The sequence below is a fragment of the Pseudoalteromonas sp. NEC-BIFX-2020_015 genome (genome assembly GCF_012952265.1).
GTDB lineage: Bacteria > Pseudomonadota > Gammaproteobacteria > Enterobacterales > Alteromonadaceae > Pseudoalteromonas > Pseudoalteromonas neustonica.
This window is the reverse complement of the sequence record NZ_JABCJL010000047.1, coordinates 1-18,452: the sequence shown is the minus strand read 5'-3', so window position 1 is coordinate 18,452 and position 18,452 is coordinate 1. Positions and strand designations below refer to the sequence as shown.

General features: G+C 39.6%; 15 protein-coding genes and 1 pseudogene. 5 read left to right on the top strand and 11 right to left on the bottom strand.

The annotated features are described in order from the left end of the window. Positions 1-13: 13 nt before the first annotated feature. From HH219_RS21020 to HH219_RS21010, 3 genes are all read right to left on the bottom strand, one after another. Positions 14-1,522, bottom strand: a complete 1,509-nt coding sequence (locus HH219_RS21020) for a trehalase family glycosidase (RefSeq protein WP_169328532.1) — start codon at positions 1,520-1,522, stop codon at positions 14-16. Between the two features lie 2 nt (positions 1,523-1,524). Further along, positions 1,525-2,769 (bottom strand): MFS transporter, encoded by a 1,245-nt coding sequence (locus HH219_RS21015; protein ID WP_169328531.1) that lies wholly within the window; start codon positions 2,767-2,769, stop codon positions 1,525-1,527. A 107-nt stretch (positions 2,770-2,876) separates the two neighbouring features. Next, entirely contained in the window at positions 2,877-3,887 is a 1,011-nt protein-coding gene (locus HH219_RS21010) for a substrate-binding domain-containing protein (RefSeq protein ID WP_169328530.1), read from the bottom strand. 398 nt (positions 3,888-4,285) lie between these two features. Here HH219_RS21010 and HH219_RS21005 point away from each other — a divergent pair, with 398 nt between their 5' ends. Beyond that, positions 4,286-6,550, top strand: coding sequence for a TonB-dependent receptor (locus tag HH219_RS21005; protein ID WP_169328529.1), 2,265 nt, complete (start codon positions 4,286-4,288; stop codon positions 6,548-6,550). A gap of 71 nt (positions 6,551-6,621) precedes the next feature. On the opposite strand, the gene HH219_RS21000 is transcribed toward HH219_RS21005, so the two are convergent. Next, on the bottom strand, positions 6,622-9,807 hold the full coding sequence (locus tag HH219_RS21000) for a M1 family aminopeptidase (protein WP_169328528.1): 3,186 nt from the start codon (positions 9,805-9,807) through the stop codon (positions 6,622-6,624). Further along, entirely contained in the window at positions 9,801-10,667 is an 867-nt protein-coding gene (locus tag HH219_RS20995) for an ATP-binding cassette domain-containing protein (protein WP_169328527.1), read from the bottom strand. Before HH219_RS20995 ends, HH219_RS21000 begins: the two co-directional genes overlap by 7 nt. Positions 10,668-10,913: 246 nt before the next feature. Here HH219_RS20995 and HH219_RS20990 point away from each other — a divergent pair, with 246 nt between their 5' ends. Together HH219_RS20990 and HH219_RS20985 are read left to right on the top strand one after the other, a co-directional pair. Beyond that, positions 10,914-12,425 (top strand): sensor histidine kinase, encoded by a 1,512-nt coding sequence (locus HH219_RS20990; protein WP_169328526.1) that lies wholly within the window; start codon positions 10,914-10,916, stop codon positions 12,423-12,425. Continuing rightward, positions 12,419-13,105 (top strand): response regulator, encoded by a 687-nt coding sequence (locus HH219_RS20985; RefSeq protein WP_169328525.1) that lies wholly within the window; start codon positions 12,419-12,421, stop codon positions 13,103-13,105. Before HH219_RS20990 ends, HH219_RS20985 begins: the two co-directional genes overlap by 7 nt. A 729-nt stretch (positions 13,106-13,834) precedes the next feature. On the opposite strand, the gene HH219_RS20980 is transcribed toward HH219_RS20985, so the two are convergent. Together HH219_RS20980 and HH219_RS22185 are read right to left on the bottom strand one after the other, a co-directional pair. Continuing rightward, complete coding sequence (locus HH219_RS20980; RefSeq protein ID WP_169328524.1) at positions 13,835-14,044, bottom strand: hypothetical protein; 210 nt, start codon at positions 14,042-14,044, stop codon at positions 13,835-13,837. Between the two features lie 224 nt (positions 14,045-14,268). Then, the gene (locus tag HH219_RS22185) at positions 14,269-14,871 is read right to left on the bottom strand and encodes an RHS repeat-associated core domain-containing protein (RefSeq protein ID WP_169328533.1); all 603 of its coding nucleotides are present in this window, start codon (positions 14,869-14,871) and stop codon (positions 14,269-14,271) included. A 103-nt stretch (positions 14,872-14,974) separates the two neighbouring features. Between HH219_RS22185 and HH219_RS20970 the strand changes: the two genes are divergently transcribed. Further along, positions 14,975-15,940, top strand: coding sequence for an IS30 family transposase (locus tag HH219_RS20970; protein ID WP_169328523.1), 966 nt, complete (start codon positions 14,975-14,977; stop codon positions 15,938-15,940). Between the two features lie 138 nt (positions 15,941-16,078). Here HH219_RS20970 and HH219_RS20965 read toward each other — a convergent pair whose 3' ends face one another. From HH219_RS20965 to HH219_RS20950, 4 genes are all read right to left on the bottom strand, one after another. Continuing rightward, positions 16,079-16,294, bottom strand: coding sequence for a hypothetical protein (locus HH219_RS20965; protein ID WP_169328522.1), 216 nt, complete (start codon positions 16,292-16,294; stop codon positions 16,079-16,081). Between the two features lie 82 nt (positions 16,295-16,376). Beyond that, positions 16,377-16,979 (bottom strand): RHS repeat-associated core domain-containing protein, encoded by a 603-nt coding sequence (locus HH219_RS22180; protein WP_249118577.1) that lies wholly within the window; start codon positions 16,977-16,979, stop codon positions 16,377-16,379. A gap of 91 nt (positions 16,980-17,070) precedes the next feature. Beyond that, positions 17,071-17,379: a DNA-binding transcriptional regulator gene (locus HH219_RS20955; protein ID WP_008137812.1), complete on the bottom strand. Its 309-nt coding sequence runs from the start codon at positions 17,377-17,379 to the stop codon at positions 17,071-17,073. A 55-nt stretch (positions 17,380-17,434) separates the two neighbouring features. Continuing rightward, positions 17,435-17,746, bottom strand: coding sequence for a type II toxin-antitoxin system RelE/ParE family toxin (locus HH219_RS20950; RefSeq protein ID WP_249118576.1), 312 nt, complete (start codon positions 17,744-17,746; stop codon positions 17,435-17,437). Between the two features lie 573 nt (positions 17,747-18,319). On the opposite strand from HH219_RS20950, the pseudogene HH219_RS22175 reads away from it, so the two are divergent. After that, positions 18,320-18,452: pseudogene (locus HH219_RS22175) on the top strand (IS3 family transposase); the annotation flags it as partial.

Below are 18,452 nucleotides of genomic sequence, written 5' to 3'. Positions count from 1 at the left end.
CAAATATAGTTTATTAAGAACCAGCCAAAAAGACTAACCTATAAAACCGCGAAGTCACGCCATTTGTCCAGCCAAACCCTTGCTGTACACTGTATTCACCGCCACCAGCACGGTTATCTGGTTCGCAAACGTTATATTTCTCAAGTAAACAACTATCAGCACTAAACCGCATTTCTATCATTCCTAACCAATTATGCATGACCGATGTAGCTTCTTTTTCAAAGTCATAATGTTTAAAGCCTTGCACTGCAAACCACTGCAATGGTGCCCAGCCATTTGGACTGTCCCACTGCTGAGATGTGTCACACAATGTAGTAACTAACCCACCCGGCTTTAAAAAGTCCTGCATAAGTATTTGTTTAACGCAGTGAGCTTGTTCTTCATCTGCGCACTTCACAAATAAAGGAACTACAGCAGCAAGTGATAATATTGGGGAGTATTGCTTTTGTCGAATATTATAATCTACAAAAAAGTAATGCGATGGATCCCATAAATACGTGTTAATCGCTTTTTTACGCTGCGTTGCTTTATGATTAAAATATACCTGCTTTTGTGAGTTATTTAGCTCACCAAAATACACTGCAAGTTGATTTTCGAGGTTATAGAGCAAACTATTCAAATCTACAGGGATAATATCGGTTGTTTGAATACTGGTTAAATTTGTATCTGCAAGCCATCGACGGCTAAAATCCCACCCTGATTCACACGCGGCGCGTATATTCCTAAAATAATCAGCCCGTTCAGATTCAGGTAATAGTGACGCATCGTGTAAATCTTCTCGTAATGATTCGGGCCTTGGCGTTGCCTCATCATCCCAGTAACGATTAAGTAGCGCATCATTCGCCATTCTAACAACACGTTTATGTGCTGGCATTTTATCAGATAACTGCTCACTGCCTTGCATCCAAAAAGCATACTCTTGCTCTAGTGCTACAACGCATTGTGATAACCATTGAGTATTCATATTGTCGCGGTGCTTTGCTTGCCAAACCAAATCAACCATTAACGCTAAAACAGGAGGTTGAGAACGCGAGCTATAGTACGCACGATTTCCATTTGGAATACACCCATTGCGCTTTTGTAAATCAATGAAATTAAATATCATGGCTTCAATGCTGGCAATGTCGCCAATGTCTTCAAGGCCCAACGAGGTAAAATAGCTGTCCCAGTAATATATTTCTTGGAAACGCCCACCAGGCACTGTGTAACTATGCGTTAATGGCAGTAATGAGCTGCTTTGTGGCTTATCAGCCTCTCGGGATAAGTAAGGCCATAAATCAGTAATATAATCACTCACGCTAGCTGTATTTATTTTCGCATCGGGTAACTCAACTGATTCAAAAATAAAATTGTCTATGACGAAAGCATACAGAGCTTTATCCTGTAATGGTCCTAGTTTCTCGTAACACTGGCAAGCATATTGCCACGTTTTTTTTGCTTTCGCATCGGCAAAGGTTTTGCTATCAGCAAATAAGCCACTTAACTGCACATCTAAAAATAATTGGCTATTTACAAAATTCATAATCATCCTTTAACTGGCTCTGCATGCTGGGCTATTGTCATTTTTTTAAATATAGAAACGCTGACTACCAATAAACTAATAGGGATCAAAGTGAGATAAAAAGCATGTTGTCCACTGAACTTATCAAATATATAACCGGTGATTATTGAACCTGTTGTCCCACCTAAGGCAGAAAAAACAACAATCAATCCCGTCATTGATGCATGCTGACTAGAGGGTAATGAACTGAGCATTACTGAATTTAATAGTGGATATAATGGCGCCATAAAAAAACCAATTAAGGGCAACATATAAGCGGCAAAAGGCACATCAAATACATTGGTTATATGGCTACCGTCAACGTCTTGAGTCAGTGGTAATATCAGCAAAACTAACATTGCCATTGCAATTAAGCACCCTAACAACAAACTATACCAACCAATCACACGTAGAACCTGCCCTGCAACTAACCGACCCAACGCAAGAGCAGCTGCAAATAAGCTGGCTAATTGAATACTGACATCGACTGGTAATTTCAGTACCTGATTATTAAACGTTGGCAGCCAAGTACCAACACCTTGTTCAACTAGCACATATAAAAATGCACTAATAATGAATATTAAAACCAAAGGCTTATATGTAAGTACCAACATTTCAACAAAAGCCTGCCAGTGCTCTCCCCGTTGGGCATGTGTGTCAGGGGATTTAATTGGTGCAACAGTTACAGCAACAAATGCCACAGCAATTAATCCTGCAAGCAAATAGTACACATTCAGCCAGGTGGTACTGTGTGCATCGTTGCTATCAATAAACCCAGAGAATATCCAATACCCTGATAATACACCCACCATAAATAGGCCTTCTATGGTGTTTAGCAATGAAGAATGTTTGTTAGCGTTGTCAGTAACCTGACCAATAACTGAGTAAACCGATATTTTCATAATCGCAAAACTGCAACCAATCACTGCAAACAATATTTTAATCGCATAAAATTCGGCAATATAGGGTACTAATAAACATATTAAAGCCACCAACCCTAAGGCCAATAGCATGGCAAATTTATACCCAATACGTGGAATAAAGGATGCAACAACAAACGATATAATCGCGATTGTCAGGTCTTTATAACCTTCTAAAACAGAAGCTTGCATTTTTGTGATATCAAAACTATTGATAGCCTGTAAAATCACAGTACCAACACTATTGAGTAAAATAGCGAACACAAAGTAACTGCATGCCAATGCTATGGTTATTCTTATTGAGTTCATTCGCTTAACCTGTTGTTGATTTCTTTTTAGAATAGTTTAGCTAAAATAAAAATGCAAACGTTTGCATTTAATTTTTAAAATAAGTGCTATTAATATGTTTAATTGGTCTATTTTCGGCTACTTGATTGACGATTAATTAATTCTATTTCAACAACTTGCGATTCAGCTTTTAGTCCTTGTAACTGAGTGAGTAACTTTTCGACCAATAACACCGATGCACGTTGTGTATTTTGCTTAACACTTGAAAGTGAAGGGTGACTAATATCAGCCATTGCTATGTCATCAAAGCCAACTAAGGCAACATCGTTAGGAATACTGATGTAGCGCTCTTTTAAAGCTTTCATTGCCCCCAGTGCAACCATATCACTGCATGCCATTATGCCATCAAAACACAACCCTTTTTCAACCAGTAAGTGGTTTATTCCTTGATACGCAGCACCACTGGTAATATCAATAGACACGATGTGTGGAGTGCGATTAGCCGCTTTAATGGCCTCAATATATCCACGGCATCGTTCACCAATTTCAGCATGATCAGGATCGCCTAAAAATAGAATATTCTCAGCACCTACGGCTAATAAGTGTTCAGTGGCTAAACGCCCACCAACAAAATTATCACTGCCTACAATAGCGTAATCACTTACGGTTTTAGGGTCACCCCATACAACTAACGGTACACCCGCAGCGGCTGCGGTTTCAATGTTTGCTGGATTTTTACCTTGGCCAACCACAATAATACCATCAGCTCGACGGCCATTAATAAAATAATTAGCCCAATCATCACCAGCCATAAAAGAGTTTGAAAGTAATAATTCTAAGCCTTGCTTATTTAGCGCTAGGTTTATTTCACCAACCACTTTAAGCAAGAACGGATCATTAATTGACTGCTCAGTCCCACTGTCAAAATTAATAATTACGGCCACTACATTAGTTTTTTGCGAGCGAAGGCGGCTTGCAGCCGTGTTTAAACTAAAGCTGTGTTGCTTAGCAAGTTGCTTTAACTTATCTCGAGTTTCTTTTTTTATCAATGGGTTATCATTTAACGCGCGAGAAACAGTCGATGTTGATACACCCGCAAGCTTGGCTAAATCGGCTAACTTAAGTTGTTTATTCTTCATTGTTAAATATGACGCCTTCCTTAAATCATAGGCATGCAATATACCATTATTATTAAAAATAGGCTGCGCAAAAACATAAGTTTCACTACAAACATCGTTATGTATAAAAATAACACTGAAAGCTCAAAAAAATAATTGCAAACGTTTGCATAAAGTTCTAAGGTTTAAAAGAGCACAGCATTAACATTGTATAAAATAGCTTAATACTGTGTTGTACAGCCTAAGTATTGGTCAATATTTCGCCTGTAATTGCTAAGCAGTTTTATAGAACTGTAGCTTGCTATTACGAGTAAATTCAACGCGCAGGTATTGAATAAACAACTCGAAACTGATTCATCAACCAAAGCGCTAGGTCATTAATAGTTTTTTATATAACGAACAAAAATGGGAACACCGACATGACAACACACACACCAAGCAAACTGGCTTGCGCTATTTTTTTAGCGTTAACCAGTCAAAACGCCCTTGCACAGCAACAGCTAAATAGCGAACAAACAGCAATTAATAATAAAGTTGAACGCATTGTGGTTTCTGGCACCCCTGCAGGTATGGGCGTGCGTAAAATTGATGCTAGTTACGCAGTAACAAATATTGATGCAGAGCAAATAATAAAGTTATCACCTAAGAGCACAGCTGATCTGTTTAAAGCGGTACCTGGAGTCTGGGTTGAAAGCTCAGGTGGTGAATCTGGGGCCAATATATTTGTACGTGGTTTTCCAGGTGGTGGTGACGCCCCATTTTTAACGTTAAGCCTTGAAGGCTCGCCTATTTATCCAGCGTCTACGTTGTCATTCTTAGAGAACTCTTCAATATTTAGAATCGACGAAACCATTGAAACCATGGAAGCACTTCGTGGCGGCCCGAACCCTGTTTTATCAAACGGTCAACCCGGTTTAACCACAAATTTTCGCTTAAAGCGTGGTAGTGAAGACACACAAGGGCTCTTTAAATACACCACGTCTGATTATAATTTACAGCGTGTAGATGCCGTTGTTAGTGGTAAAATATCAGATGATCTTTACTTTATGGTAGGCGGTTATATCAAAAGTTCACCGGGCATTCGAGATGCCGGCTTTACGTCTGAAAAAGGCAGCCAATTTACAGTTAATATCACCAAAGTTCTCGATAATGGTGAGTTGAATTTTTATACTCGCCAAACTGACGACCATGGCGCATGGTATTTACCAACCCCCCTTAATGTTGATGGCATTGATGCTGAATATACACAACTTGGTACGCTCAACCGCCAAGCAACTATTTATACCGGGCCAAATAACGATGAACACCACATTGATATAGGTAATGGTCGAGGTTGGAAAGGCCATGTATCTGGCGGGAGTATCAAGCTAGATTTTGATAATGGTTGGACTTTTTCAGACCGGTTTAATATTACCAAAGGCGATGCTAACACGTTTGGTTTAGTCCCCGCTGGCGCAGCCACTACACTTAGTGCTGTTGCTGATAATGAACAAAGTGCAACAGGTGCAGCAACAGGCACTATTTATACCGGTAGTACACCAGTTCAACAAATTGGTCGCTGGGTTGTGCTTAAAGAGATAAGCTCATTTACCAATGACTTAGCATTCTCAAAACAGTTTGACGACTTCTCAATTGCGGCGGGTTATTTCACGGCGACCACCTCAGCAAACGATTGGTGGAGCTTAGGTAATACAGCATACCACGTGCTCCAAGCTGGTGGCGAAATGCTAAACGATATTGCCTGTAACGAAAGCACAGCTGGTTGCGACTTTAATTACGATATTAACTCAACAGGCGATGCCCGAACTAACGCTTTTTATGCCACAACTCAATATAAGTTTACTCAAGATCTAACCCTAGATGTCGGCCTGCGTTTTGAAAACCATGATGTGCAATATAGTGTTGACGAAGGTCTTGATGGCATTATAAATAAAACCGTAAAATATGATGAAAGCAAAACATCGTGGACCACAGGTATAAATTACTCACTGAACGACAATACGGGTGTTTTTGCTCGCGTAAATCGTGGCTATAAAATGCCTTACTTTGATGACTTTAGAGATAACTATAGCGCCTACCAAAAGGGCGAAACTCTCATTAAAGAAGTCACTCAAGCAGAAGTTGGTTATAAATTAATAAGCCAAAGCACTGACTTTTATGCCACACTATTTACTAATAAAGTTGAGGGTGACACTTTTGTTCGCCGCCCAGGTGAACCTGCAGAAGTTTTAACCAACGAAGCATACGGCGTAGAACTTGATTACAATTTTAACCATGAATCTGGGTTTTCTATTAATCTTAATTCAACTATTCAAAGTACTGAGATCACTCAAAGCCCAACAAACAAAGGCAATGAAGCACAACGCCAGCCTAGATGGCAACTTCGTGCTACGCCAAGTTATGATTTTGAGCTAGAGGGCATGTATGCAACATTATATGGCACGTTGTCGGCTGTTGATGATCGTTTTGGTAATAATGAAAACACTGTAACCCTTGATGGTTACGAAAAAATTGATTTAGGTTTTATCCTTGAGCCAATGGAAGGGATCAAACTGCAACTGGCAATTGATAACCTAACAAATGAGCAAGGTATTACCGAAGGCGATCCACGTAATGCGGACGCACCTAATGGCCGCTACATTATGCCGCGCACGACTCGATTTAGTGTGAGTTACGCGTTTTAAATTTACCTCCCCTTGAAAGGTACACACAGCCGCTCTTAGTATAAGAGCGGCTTTTATCACTGTAGGTTAATTCATTTTTCTAAAAACAAATGGGTGATTAATTGCTCATGCTGCCTACCCGTTTCATGTTTTAGCGCACGCATAAAGTCCATTGAATTTGCAGGGTTTTGTGGATAACTGTGCTCTTGCCACACTGATTTTAATGCACGGACAATAGGCTCATCCCCTATCTCAGCTCTTAACATTGCAAACACTATCGTGGCGCGAGAATATTGATCATGACTTTGTGTAGCATCAATAAGTGCGACCTTATCTGTAATATCCATCATTGAACGTTGCTCGTAACGCTTCGTTTCAAAGTCAACTAATCCCTGCATTGCTTGTTTACCATAGCGTTGCTCAATCATTACAAGTTCAACATATTTAGCCATCGATTCCACTAAAAATGATCTGTCACTTGCTACTCCATTACCAATATCATGACCAAACCATTGATGCGCCGTCTCATGCACTGCACGGCGATAGCGTTGATCAAATAACGCATCATCAGCGGGTCTTGCTCTAAAACCAACATTGTGTTCAATAAACATAACCTGCGGTAATGCATAACCTGTAGCACCAAAATTTGGGCTCCCAATAAGGCTAAGTTGCTTACCTTTGTAAGGACTAATATTGTCACTAAACCATTTTAGCGTATCGGCCATTGCAGTGAGGTTTACATCTATTGCGCGCGCAATATTTGGCTGAGCTTTGTGCTGTGCAAAAACCTGTAGCTTTACGCCATTTTGCATTTTACTTACAGCTTTATAGGGTACAGATACCCAAGTAGGAATAGCGCTTACAGGGTTGTTTGTTACAAAATCAAATATCTCGCGCCCACCCATACGCGCTTGTGATACTAACTCCCCTTGGCTAACAATCTGATGGCCGGCCTCTGTTGTTACAGTACTTGAAAGCGTTGTCCATTCAAATTGGCCTTGGCGATTGTCCGCCTTTGCAAATAATTGGCTCGGTGGCCGCTGCAATTTTTCTTGAAGGTTGTGAGTCTCACGTAGGCCATGATCAGTCAGCTCATAATTTGCTTGATAACCAACTGTAGGTAATAAAGGCACAGAACGAATATAGCTAAATTCAGGTGTTACTATTTGGTGTGAATTAACAGGCCATAGCTTTGGCTGTTGATAAGTGAACGTGCTTTTAAGCGTTCTCACTTCGCCCGGTTGCATTGCAATCTCAAACTCAAAGACGGCTTGGTTTAGTGTTTCATCATGATCTACTTTATACGCGCCAGTCACCTCAATATCAGCCCAATTATAAAAACCAGCGCGCCCTACTAATACCTGCTTTATTGGGTTTTTATCTAAATTTGTAAGCGTGTACGTTAAAGCAAAATCTGCTTTTTGTTTACTAGGGTAAAAATCAACATTAGCATCAATATGGGTTATTTTTGGCTGTGCAACGCTTTGCCAATGCACAAAATTCTGTTCATATTGCGCTTTAAACACCTCACGTTTGTGAGAATTAGTGAGTGGTTTTTCAGCGACTAATTGCATATGTAATTGTACAAACAGCACACCAGTCAACATAACAGGTAAAACTAACCAACTGTGCTTGCGGCTTATTTTTGCGCTGTCGATACCCGCACCACGGTAACTAAAAACACAGGCTACAATAACCAAGCTAACAACGGCAACTAACCACAGCTGCATATAAGGCCAATAAGTTGTGATGCTCCCACGGTACCCCCAAAAGGCCTCTGGCCCTTGTAATGGCGTCCATGCTAGGCTCCATAGCGTATTCGTCAGTCCTAAATAGGTCATCACAGGCGTAAATTTGATAAGTAAAATAGCAGTGATGATAAGCCCAGCCGTCTTTGACGAACGACACAAGTGAAACACACTCACAAATGCCCACGCAACTAACATTAGCCCAAAGCCAATCATTAATAAAATATGCACATGAACTAATGGCTGATAACTACCACCACAAAACCACTGAGCAGCATTTGCACCAATAAAACTCCCAACTAATAGAGCCACTACCATGGTGGTTAACACGCCTAAATGACTGATTAACAGCTGCACGTTTTTTACTGGCGAAACTGCAATAAGCTCTGCCATTTGGGTACTTTTACCACGCGTACAGACTTGCCAACTCCAAAGCAACATTAACAAGGTGCCCAGCACTAGTAAGGTATCAAACGCATAATGATTTACTACATCAATACTGGTGTAGTCCATGATAGAAAATGGCTCAACATAACCTGACCTCGAAGCGACATTATTAAATATAATCAACGGCCATCCCGCAAAAATTATCCATGTAACGGGGTGTGCAATCAGATCACTTAACGCAGCTTTGTACACAGCAAAGATAGTTGAAAGCATATTAGGTAACGCTGTAAACGTTTTATATTCTGTTGCTCGTGTTCCAGGAATAAAAGCATCACTACTTTCAATGTTCTGCTCAACCTTTTTTTGTGTTTTAAGAGCCATACTTTTTTGATTAGGTCGTGTGTGTAATGCGTAGTACATGCACGTCCCTGAGCCTAATAAAATCACAACACGGTTAATAATGAGCGGCGTATTCCAAAACGATTCTGGCTGTGAAAAACCATGAATTATTGCTGTAAATGTAAAAGGGTCGAACCAAACAAACAGCGAATGCAACCCTATACTTGCAATACTACTGCCTGCAAGTATAGGGTTGCCAGTTAAACTCGCCAGCACTAAATAACCAACCCATAATACAGCAAACACCACATAGTTAACTAACGAGCTTGACAATTTATGGCACACACAAAAGCCAATCACAGTCAGAAGAACTGCATTTGGCAATAATACAAACAGACTATTGAATAATGTTCTGGCTAGAATTGAGGGTTGAAAACCTAACTGACTAAAATGCAAACACATCATCATTAAAGTGCTTAGGCTTACAATCAAAAAAGCGAGGCTGAATACCAGCGCAAAACGTACAAAGCCACGCTTAAATACACTTACGGGCGTGACTGCAATCAGTGAATCCATATTCGCGTGTTGATCGCGTAAAAATACAATTGGCGACAATACGCCTACTAATACAGGCAGCACCATCATCTGCATGGCAATCACATTTAGCTGATACTGTTTAACAATATCTACATCGAGCGTTGCTAGACCACTAGCTAATAAAATAGTAAACCCAACAGGCGCTAAAATACACAGCCACACTAAAGGTTGGCGTAGCACAAACTTCCACTCATTCATCATTAACATGATACGCCTCCTTGTGCATTAAGCTCAAAAAAGTATTTATCTTGTAATGTCGTTTTACTTAGCTTTGCATCTTCACACGGTTGCTGTTGCGCATACACACGAAAAGCCGCTTTACCGTAACGGTAACTTTTACTCAGTATATGTTTTTTTTCAATATCAGCAGGCAAGCTATCAAGTTGCCATACTTTATCTTCAAGCGGTGAGATCAAGTCAAGTACATCGGCGCTGCCAACCACAGCCCCTTGATTAATAATCGCCACGTGATGACAAAGATTTTCAATGTCTTCAACAATATGTGTTGAGAGTAATACCAGTCTGTCTTTGCTGATCGTAACTAATAAGTTATTAAGGCTTTCTCGCTCCATAGGATCAAGTCCTGCGGTGGGTTCATCCATAATTATTAATTTTGGATCGCCTAATAATGCTTGTGCAACACCAAAACGCTGGCGCATCCCACCCGAAAAGTTAACCACTTTTTTGTCAGCAAAACGCGTTAAGTTTGTAAGCGCAAGTAAGTTATCGATTTGTAGTTTACGTGTTTTTGTTGGTAGCCCTTTTAATACGCCAATATGGTCAAGCAATGCACGGCAACTCATATTAGGGTAAACACCAAAATATTGCGGTAAATAACCTAACTGCTCTCTAAGTATTTGCGGTTTCGCTATTACATCGAGCCCGTTAAATTCTATGCTGCCTGAATCCGCATGCTGTAAACACGCCAAAGTGCGCATTAGGCTTGATTTTCCTGCTCCATTTGGGCCTAGTAGCCCCACCATACCGCTTGGTAATGTAAGTGACACATCTTTAAGCGCGTATGTACCGTCTGCGTAGGTTTTATTTATGTTCGTCAGCGCCAGCATAGTGGTATCTCCTTAATTAATATACTATTAGCTTAAGTCAACACAGGCCAACACTCGATACATTGATGATTAAAGCACTAAACAAAGTGATAAAAGTTTAAATTAGACGTTCATCATTTAAATAGTGACTTTCGTCATTTGTAGTGCTCATTCAGACCATTTACTCTCGTAGTAGAGCATATAATGACTTAGATACTGACGTGATATTCGAGTAACTATAATAAGAACAAATAAATGGAGTTCACAATGCACAGGGGTTTTTCCTCATTACGGCAACGTTTTAATGCGCACCACTTGATCGTGTTTTTGCCCTTAATCGCCATAATTTTGCTTGAAGCGCATATCCGTTTTTTATCATTAAAATTACATTTTATTTCAGACTACTTACTGATCAATGCACAACTATTTTTACAATGCACTCCCTTTTTAGTCGCCCATGTATGCGCATCTCGTTTCACGCTAAAGCGCGCAGTAATAGTGTTCTCATTCGGTTTTATAGTCTACCCAATACTATTTTTAATACTTAAAGAGCAATTTGCTAACACTGCGCAATGGCATTTTCTTGACCTGCAAAGCTGGGCGTTATGCCTGAGTGTGAGCTTAGTATGGCTGATTTCAAAACGGGGGAATAAAAGCAAAAAAATCTTAAACAGCAAGTGGCTAAAGTCAATTGTATCACTCGATGGGATGTTATTTATGATGATGTTTGGCTGGTCGCTTATTTTTTCTGGGGTACTCAATACACATGTAAACCCTATGCTAAATCAGCCATTTAATATAATTATTGATATCACTAAAATATTCTCTGAGTTTGATAACTTTGTGAATTACCTTTGGCAAATCACTTTGTATACAGCACTTATGTATAGTGTGTACTTATTAAACCGCTACATACTGATACGTAAAATATTAACACATTGTGGTGTGTTGGCATTTTTATCAGCAAGCTTAATAGGTTTGGTTATACTAACGCCCACTCTAACTTCTTGGGTACTTTTACTCCCCATAAATGACTTGCCTGTGGGTATTTCAAACCTCACACCCGGCGGAAACAATAATATTTTTAGCCCTGATAACTACCTGTTTATGTTTTTCTATTTGGCTGTGAGTACCCCCATTATTTTAGCGTTTGAGCGTCAGCAGCAGCACGCCCAAATCAATGAAATTGCCCAACAACAAACAACAACAGAGCTCAAGTTACTGCAACAACAGATCAACCCACATTTTTTGTTTAATACATTAAATAACTTATACGCACTCACATTAACTAAATCAGATGACGCGCCAGAACTTGTTATGCAGTTAGCTAACTTATTGCGATACAGCGTTTATGAGGGGCAAAAATCGCAGGTGAGTTTAACTAATGAGGTTGATTATTTAAAAGACTTTATAGCCCTGCAGCGTATACGCAGTGGCGAGCGTTGTCAGTTTGAAACACAATGGCCTGAGCAGGCTCAGCAATATGCTATTGCCCCTTTATTGCTTATTATGATTTTAGAAAATGCGATTAAACATGGCGTAGAACCCACATCAGACAAAGTCACCGTCGTGTTTAAGCTCACAATCACAGAGAACACATTAACCTTGTTTTCTGCTAACCCTATCAACCATGCTCAGACTAGTTCACATCAGGGAGTTGGGTTGACTAATCTGCGCCGCAGGCTGGCCCTTTTATACCCAAATAAGCACACTCTCACAATTAATGAAAATAATGACCTTTGGCAAACCACACTCGCCATGGAGCTACCACGATGTTAAACGCACTGATTGTTGATGATGAACCCCTTGCCCATCAGGTCATTTTGCACCACTTGACCAAACACCCCGATATTAAAGTAACAGGACAAAGTTTTAATGCCAAAGATGCCTTATGCACATTAGCAACATCATCCATTGATTTACTTTTTCTAGATATAAATATGCCCGAGCTCTCCGGTATCGAACTTTTAAAAGTCCTCGCCAAGCGCCCACAAGTGATTATTATTAGCGCGTATCAAGAATACGCTTTAGAAGGCTTTGAGCTGGATGTAACCGATTATTTGCTCAAGCCAGTATCAGCGCCGCGACTTGAAAAAGCATTAGACAAGGTCAGGTTAAGAGCTAACCAAAATCAACTGCCCCTCACCGGCGCTGCACCTTCAACTATTACACTTAAAATCGAGCGTGAAAAACGTAAATTTCAACTTAATTCAATCGACATGTTTGAAGCCTACGGCAACTATGTAAAAGTATGGCAAGGAGAAACCGCCACCTTAGTAAACAGTACCCTCAAGCAAGTTTTACTCGATCTCGACAGCTCCTTTATGCAAGTACATAAATCCTACGTGATCAACAAAAGTAAGGTTGTTGCGATAAATACCGACACCATCCAATTAGCGTCAAACGCACAGGTTAAAATTGGCAAGTCATATAAACCGCAGGTGCGAGACTTGCTTTAGTGAGTGGTTGTGGGAAAGTGAGGAGTTAAATCAAGAGTTTTTTGTGCTGCTATCAAGGATTAATTAAGGTGTATTTCAGCCTAATTACTTGCCTATAAGATATTCAAACTCAATGCCCAATTTGCGCGGCATAAAGCCCCGCCTACGCAAATTTAAACAACGGTGTTACATCCAATATAGGCGGGAGTTTACCTCGCGCATGGTTGTTATAATCAAGTTGTTGTGATGTTGTGGTCAAGTCATTTTGGCCACGGTTTATAGTATTTCCAATACCGATACTCCGATTCATTCGGGGTCAATCCACCGTTATATGAATGCGGTCTAATTTCACTGTAATAACCAATAATATAATCATTAATGCAGTGCTTTACTGCGTCTAAATATACTGCCTATCGGCTTTATTTATCCTAAAAACATGAGGTGTGTAAGAGATTTACTAACACGGACCCCTTACTTACGGCAGCGTGTATCTGGTTACTGGAAAAGGACGCAGAGCCATCGTTGATTTTGATGACTTTGAACTTTTGAGGAATGGTTTCAGCCCTGAACAAATTAGAACACTAAACCAATCAAATCCTCAGCTATCACATTAAATGATTATGTCTGTTTGAAAACAATCCTTGGCTTCAAAAGCAGCCAAAAATAAAGCCCCAAGCTATAGACTAGAAAACAAAAAGCCCCGCTAGTGCGAGGCTTTGGATTCAAATTAAGATGGGATCCTCTTAATTTTCATTTTTCAATAAGGTTGTAAGATAGTTCTGCTTTCTTTACCTCTAGTTCTAACTCTTTTGTGTATGGCAGCCTAACTATATTCCCCACAAGAATTTCATCTACAGTGGCCTTTGCCTCAGCAATCGACATTTTTAACTCTTGCCGTAAAGCCTTATTAAAAGATATTTTTCTGAAACCAGTGGGCCATTTCGTAATTTCAATAATCATTTTTTATCTACCTTTATTTTTACTGGTCTAGGTTGTTTGCCTTTATTTGCGCCAGAAGTTCTCTGTCCACCTTCAATTACAACCTCCTAACCCCAAAGTGCTTACCAATCTGCCGGCCAGCATCTCTTCCCCCTGAAAGTCCAACTGTGTTACTTCCATCACCTTCGATTGTGCTCCCCCTTCACCACCGATAGTAAGTGTATCACCATCCACACTAGTCTCTCCTATAATACTGATCCCTCCTGATCTGTATCTACCGTAATAATATCAATACCAGAGCCATCTGATTCAATAGATACTGGACTTTCGGTTGATTCATTAAACACTAAATTTCCGAACCTATCAGTTCTCTCGGTATTTATTCCTCCACTAATAATATATGCAGGCTGTGTTGACTGACCAACTCCGCTTGAGGTGAATTGTATTATTGGAGGGGGAGTAACAAACCTCCCTATCGCAACAGGGTTATTACCATCAGGATCAATGTATTTATAGGGGTTATTGTTTGCGTAAGCATATCTATTAAAGCTATGCACATCACGGAACCCTATCGGATCATTCGAATAGAAACGACCTATGACTGGATCATAGTATCGTGCCTGCATATAACTCAACCCTAAGTCGGTGTCGAATTTATGCCCTGTGTAACCCACATCATCTTTGGGTGCTTCTATCGATTCTCCAAATGGGCGGCTGTGCTGACGGCTTTCATTCACTGTTTGCGGTGTTACGTCTCCGTACTTGGCAATCAGTTTTTTACCTAAGTAAATATAGTTAGTGCCGTTGCCTGTTATGGTGTCGCCTTTTTCTCTGTACCCCGAATTCATTATGCAAGTGCACCACTGACCATAACCCACCAATAAATATGACATTCTGAAACATTTGCTAATGTAGTAAGTGCGACCAAACTCATTATCGAGGGAATTCAGAATGTCTTACGAACATCTTAACAGTTTCGAACGAAAAGCTATCTACTATCGATTCAATAGTGGCGAAAGCTGCCGAGCCATTGGTAAACTATTAAATCGACACCATACAACTATCATGCGTGAAGTTAAGCGAAATAAGCCACCCTACTATGATTATTTCGATGAGGCAGCGCACGAAAAAGCGATGGCAAGAAGGAAGGTCGCTAGGCATGCAAGAAAAAGAAACAATAAGGCACTGTACGAGCTTGTGCAGAGTAAAATAGCAATGGGATGGTCTCCAGATGCTATAGCAGGTCGGCTTAAGAAGGATAACCCGTCAGATGAATTAATGTATGTCAGCCATGAAACAATCTATCAATGGGTGATTAAGGATTTTAAAGCAGGTGGAGAGCTATACAAAGACTTAGCTAAGAGGCATAAAAAAAGACGTAAACAACGTAAATATGGCGATTTACGTGGGCAAATTAAGAATAGAGTAAGTATTAGCGAACGACCAAAAATAGTCGAAGACAGAAGCCGAATAGGTGACTGGGAAGGTGATTTAATTGAAGGCAAAAAGGGCTCTGGTTTTTTTGTAACCCATGTTGACCGTAGCTCTCGATATTTAATCGCGCAAAAAATAGAGACTAAGCAAGCTGAGTCATTCAATACGGCTACAGTAGAGATGTTTAAAGAGATTCCAGAGCATAAACAGTTAACTCTGACCTTGGATAATGGAAAAGAATTTTCGAAATTTAAAGCTTTGGAAGAAGAACTAGATTTTATTATTTATTTTGCTGATCCTTATTGTTCGTGGCAACGAGGAACAAATGAACATACAAACGGTCTGATCAGGCGTTATTTCCCAAAGAAAACTGATTTTTCAACTATAACTAATGAACAACTCCAAGAGGTTGTAATGAAAATTAATACTCGCCCAAGGAAAATACTAAATTATCAGACAGCTGAAGAAGTCTTTATTAATTAGTGATTTAAGGTTTGGTGCACTTGGAACCTGAATTCGGGGTTTTTGCTATTAGAGCGATGTAATCTTACTTTTTCGTTTGGCTTCAAAAGCAGCCAAAAATAAAGCCCCTTAAGGGGCTTTGGATCAAATTAGTGAAGATTACTCAATAATACCTACTACATTAAAGATAAGCAGTGATATCCAAACAAATAAAATAATAAAATTCCCCCCTAAAAGCACCTTCTTTTGTTTTGCTTTTAAAAAAAAGGCTGCGACTAAAGTTGCCATAATAAGCGAAAAAACGCTGATGATAGTCGTAGACTGAAGAAACAATAAGTGACCATGATTCCAGTTTTTAGCTACCATCACTGACATATCATAAATTATTAACGACAAATACCCGATAGAACACATAGTGGCTATGAATACGGTACTTAATTTTAACCTACTCATTCGTCTAATCATCCTGTTCCTTCAACTTTTGTGACTCTATACGACCAGAAACACGCACAACTTTCAATTGTCCAAACCTTGTTGACGATTCAGTTTTTTCGGAAAAAGGGTTTCTTGATTTACTATCAACTGTAACTTCAGATGTTTTTGTTTGCTCTAACATGCCTTCAGCACTCGACCAACCTTCTTCATTATCAGCCGCAATACAACCTATTGTGAGACCCGGTTTATGTAATCGGAATAAGTCTCGCCCCGTAGCCCCGTGTGTGTCATCACCGTATGTGGCATCTAAAGGCTCAAGCCTGTAAAAACCATCCCTTGGTGTATATAAAATATCATATACACCAGGCTCTATTGGTGCTCCAAAAGGTTTACCACCTGACTCTGCGTTTATGACAATCCTTTCTTTGGTATCCCTATCTCTCATACTCAATTTACCAGTAGCATTATTGTAGACAGCTCTTACTTCCATACCATCAGGATCAATATATTTATATGGATTATTATTCGCATAAGCATACCGATTAAAGGTATGAATATTTGTAAACCCAACAGGATCATTCGAGTAGAAATGACCAATGACTGGATCATAGTATCGTGCCTGCATATACAGTAATTGGCTTTATGATCCACAGGGTCAATCTTATTAAAGTAATGATTTAAATGAACGTTTTAGTGATATTAAGTGTTCAATGAATTTAATAAGCAAGTACATCTAGCCCTTTGTGCGCCACTAGGTTGAGTAATTTTAAAGACGCTCCTTTTGGTGATTTCCCACCTTGCTCCCATGATCTAACCGTCGAAGGGCTTGTATTTAAATAAGCAGCAAACACGGCTTGACTAACATGAGCTCTCTCTCGTATTGCTTTTATATGTGCAGCATCATAGCGCTCTATTTCTGGTAGGCATAACACATCAAATTCCCGCATTGTTTGCACATCCATTACACCCGCATCAGTCAACCCTTTTGCGGTGTCGTGCATAACATCTAAAATACTATTACTCATGATTTATTACCTCTATTAATTCACCTGATTCAATGGCTTTTTTGAGTTGAATATCTTAATAACCAAGTAATTCTTTTGCCATCAACTTCAGTGTCTTTAACTCTTTTTTACCTATGTTATCTCGTTGATTTTTAGAAAAACCAAACATGAAGAATGATTTATCACCCACTTTAAACGCAACAATAGTACGAAACCCGCCACGTTTACCTTGGCCTTGAATTGCTGCTCGTTTTTTATAAACATGGCCGCCTAGTTCACCATCATTAAGTCCCTCTCCAAGTTCACGTATCGTCTCTTGCAAAGCATGATCGGTTAAACATTCTTTTTCAGCCCACTTACTGAACCATTTTGATTTAAAGATATACATTTAAATTCCTTACTCTTGGCTAACTATACCACTCAGTATTATAGTTTTCCACGTACAATCACATTATTTAATAACAAAAGAGCATTACCCATTTAATATCAAAGGCTTCAATGTATTGCTCATTGAAGCCTTTGGTTTATCCTGTCGCTATTACAAATATTAACTGCCCACCCAAACGACCCTATTGCCTATAAACCGCAAATCAATAGACATAAAAAACGCCCTTTAAAAGGGCGTTTAATAAAATTAACGGTGGATGTCTGCGTTAATTATCTTACTCTTTTGGGCTAAAAACTTATCTCTTCTTGAATTCAAGTATCAAACTTTAGGATGGGTGTCATCTTTGTTTATTTCTCACTGATGGGGTTTAAATCAACGTAGGCCATGCAACTGAGCACTGCAGTTTCATCTAATAAAAAATAAACTAGACAGCCACTTTAATTGAGCAAATAAAACTGCGCTACTAAGTTTACTCTTTTGGGCTAAAAACTTATATCTTCTTGAATTCAAGTATCAAACTTTAGGATGAGTGTCATCTTTGTTTTGTTGTTTTGTTAGGATGGGTGTCATCTTTGTTTTGTTGAGCGACTAATGCGAAATATGGGTATCCAAGGTGCTCGTCGCGGTAAAGCATGTAAAACAACGATACCAGATGAGCAACAAAATAAGCCAAAGGACTTGGTTAATCGTCAATTTACGGCAGAGC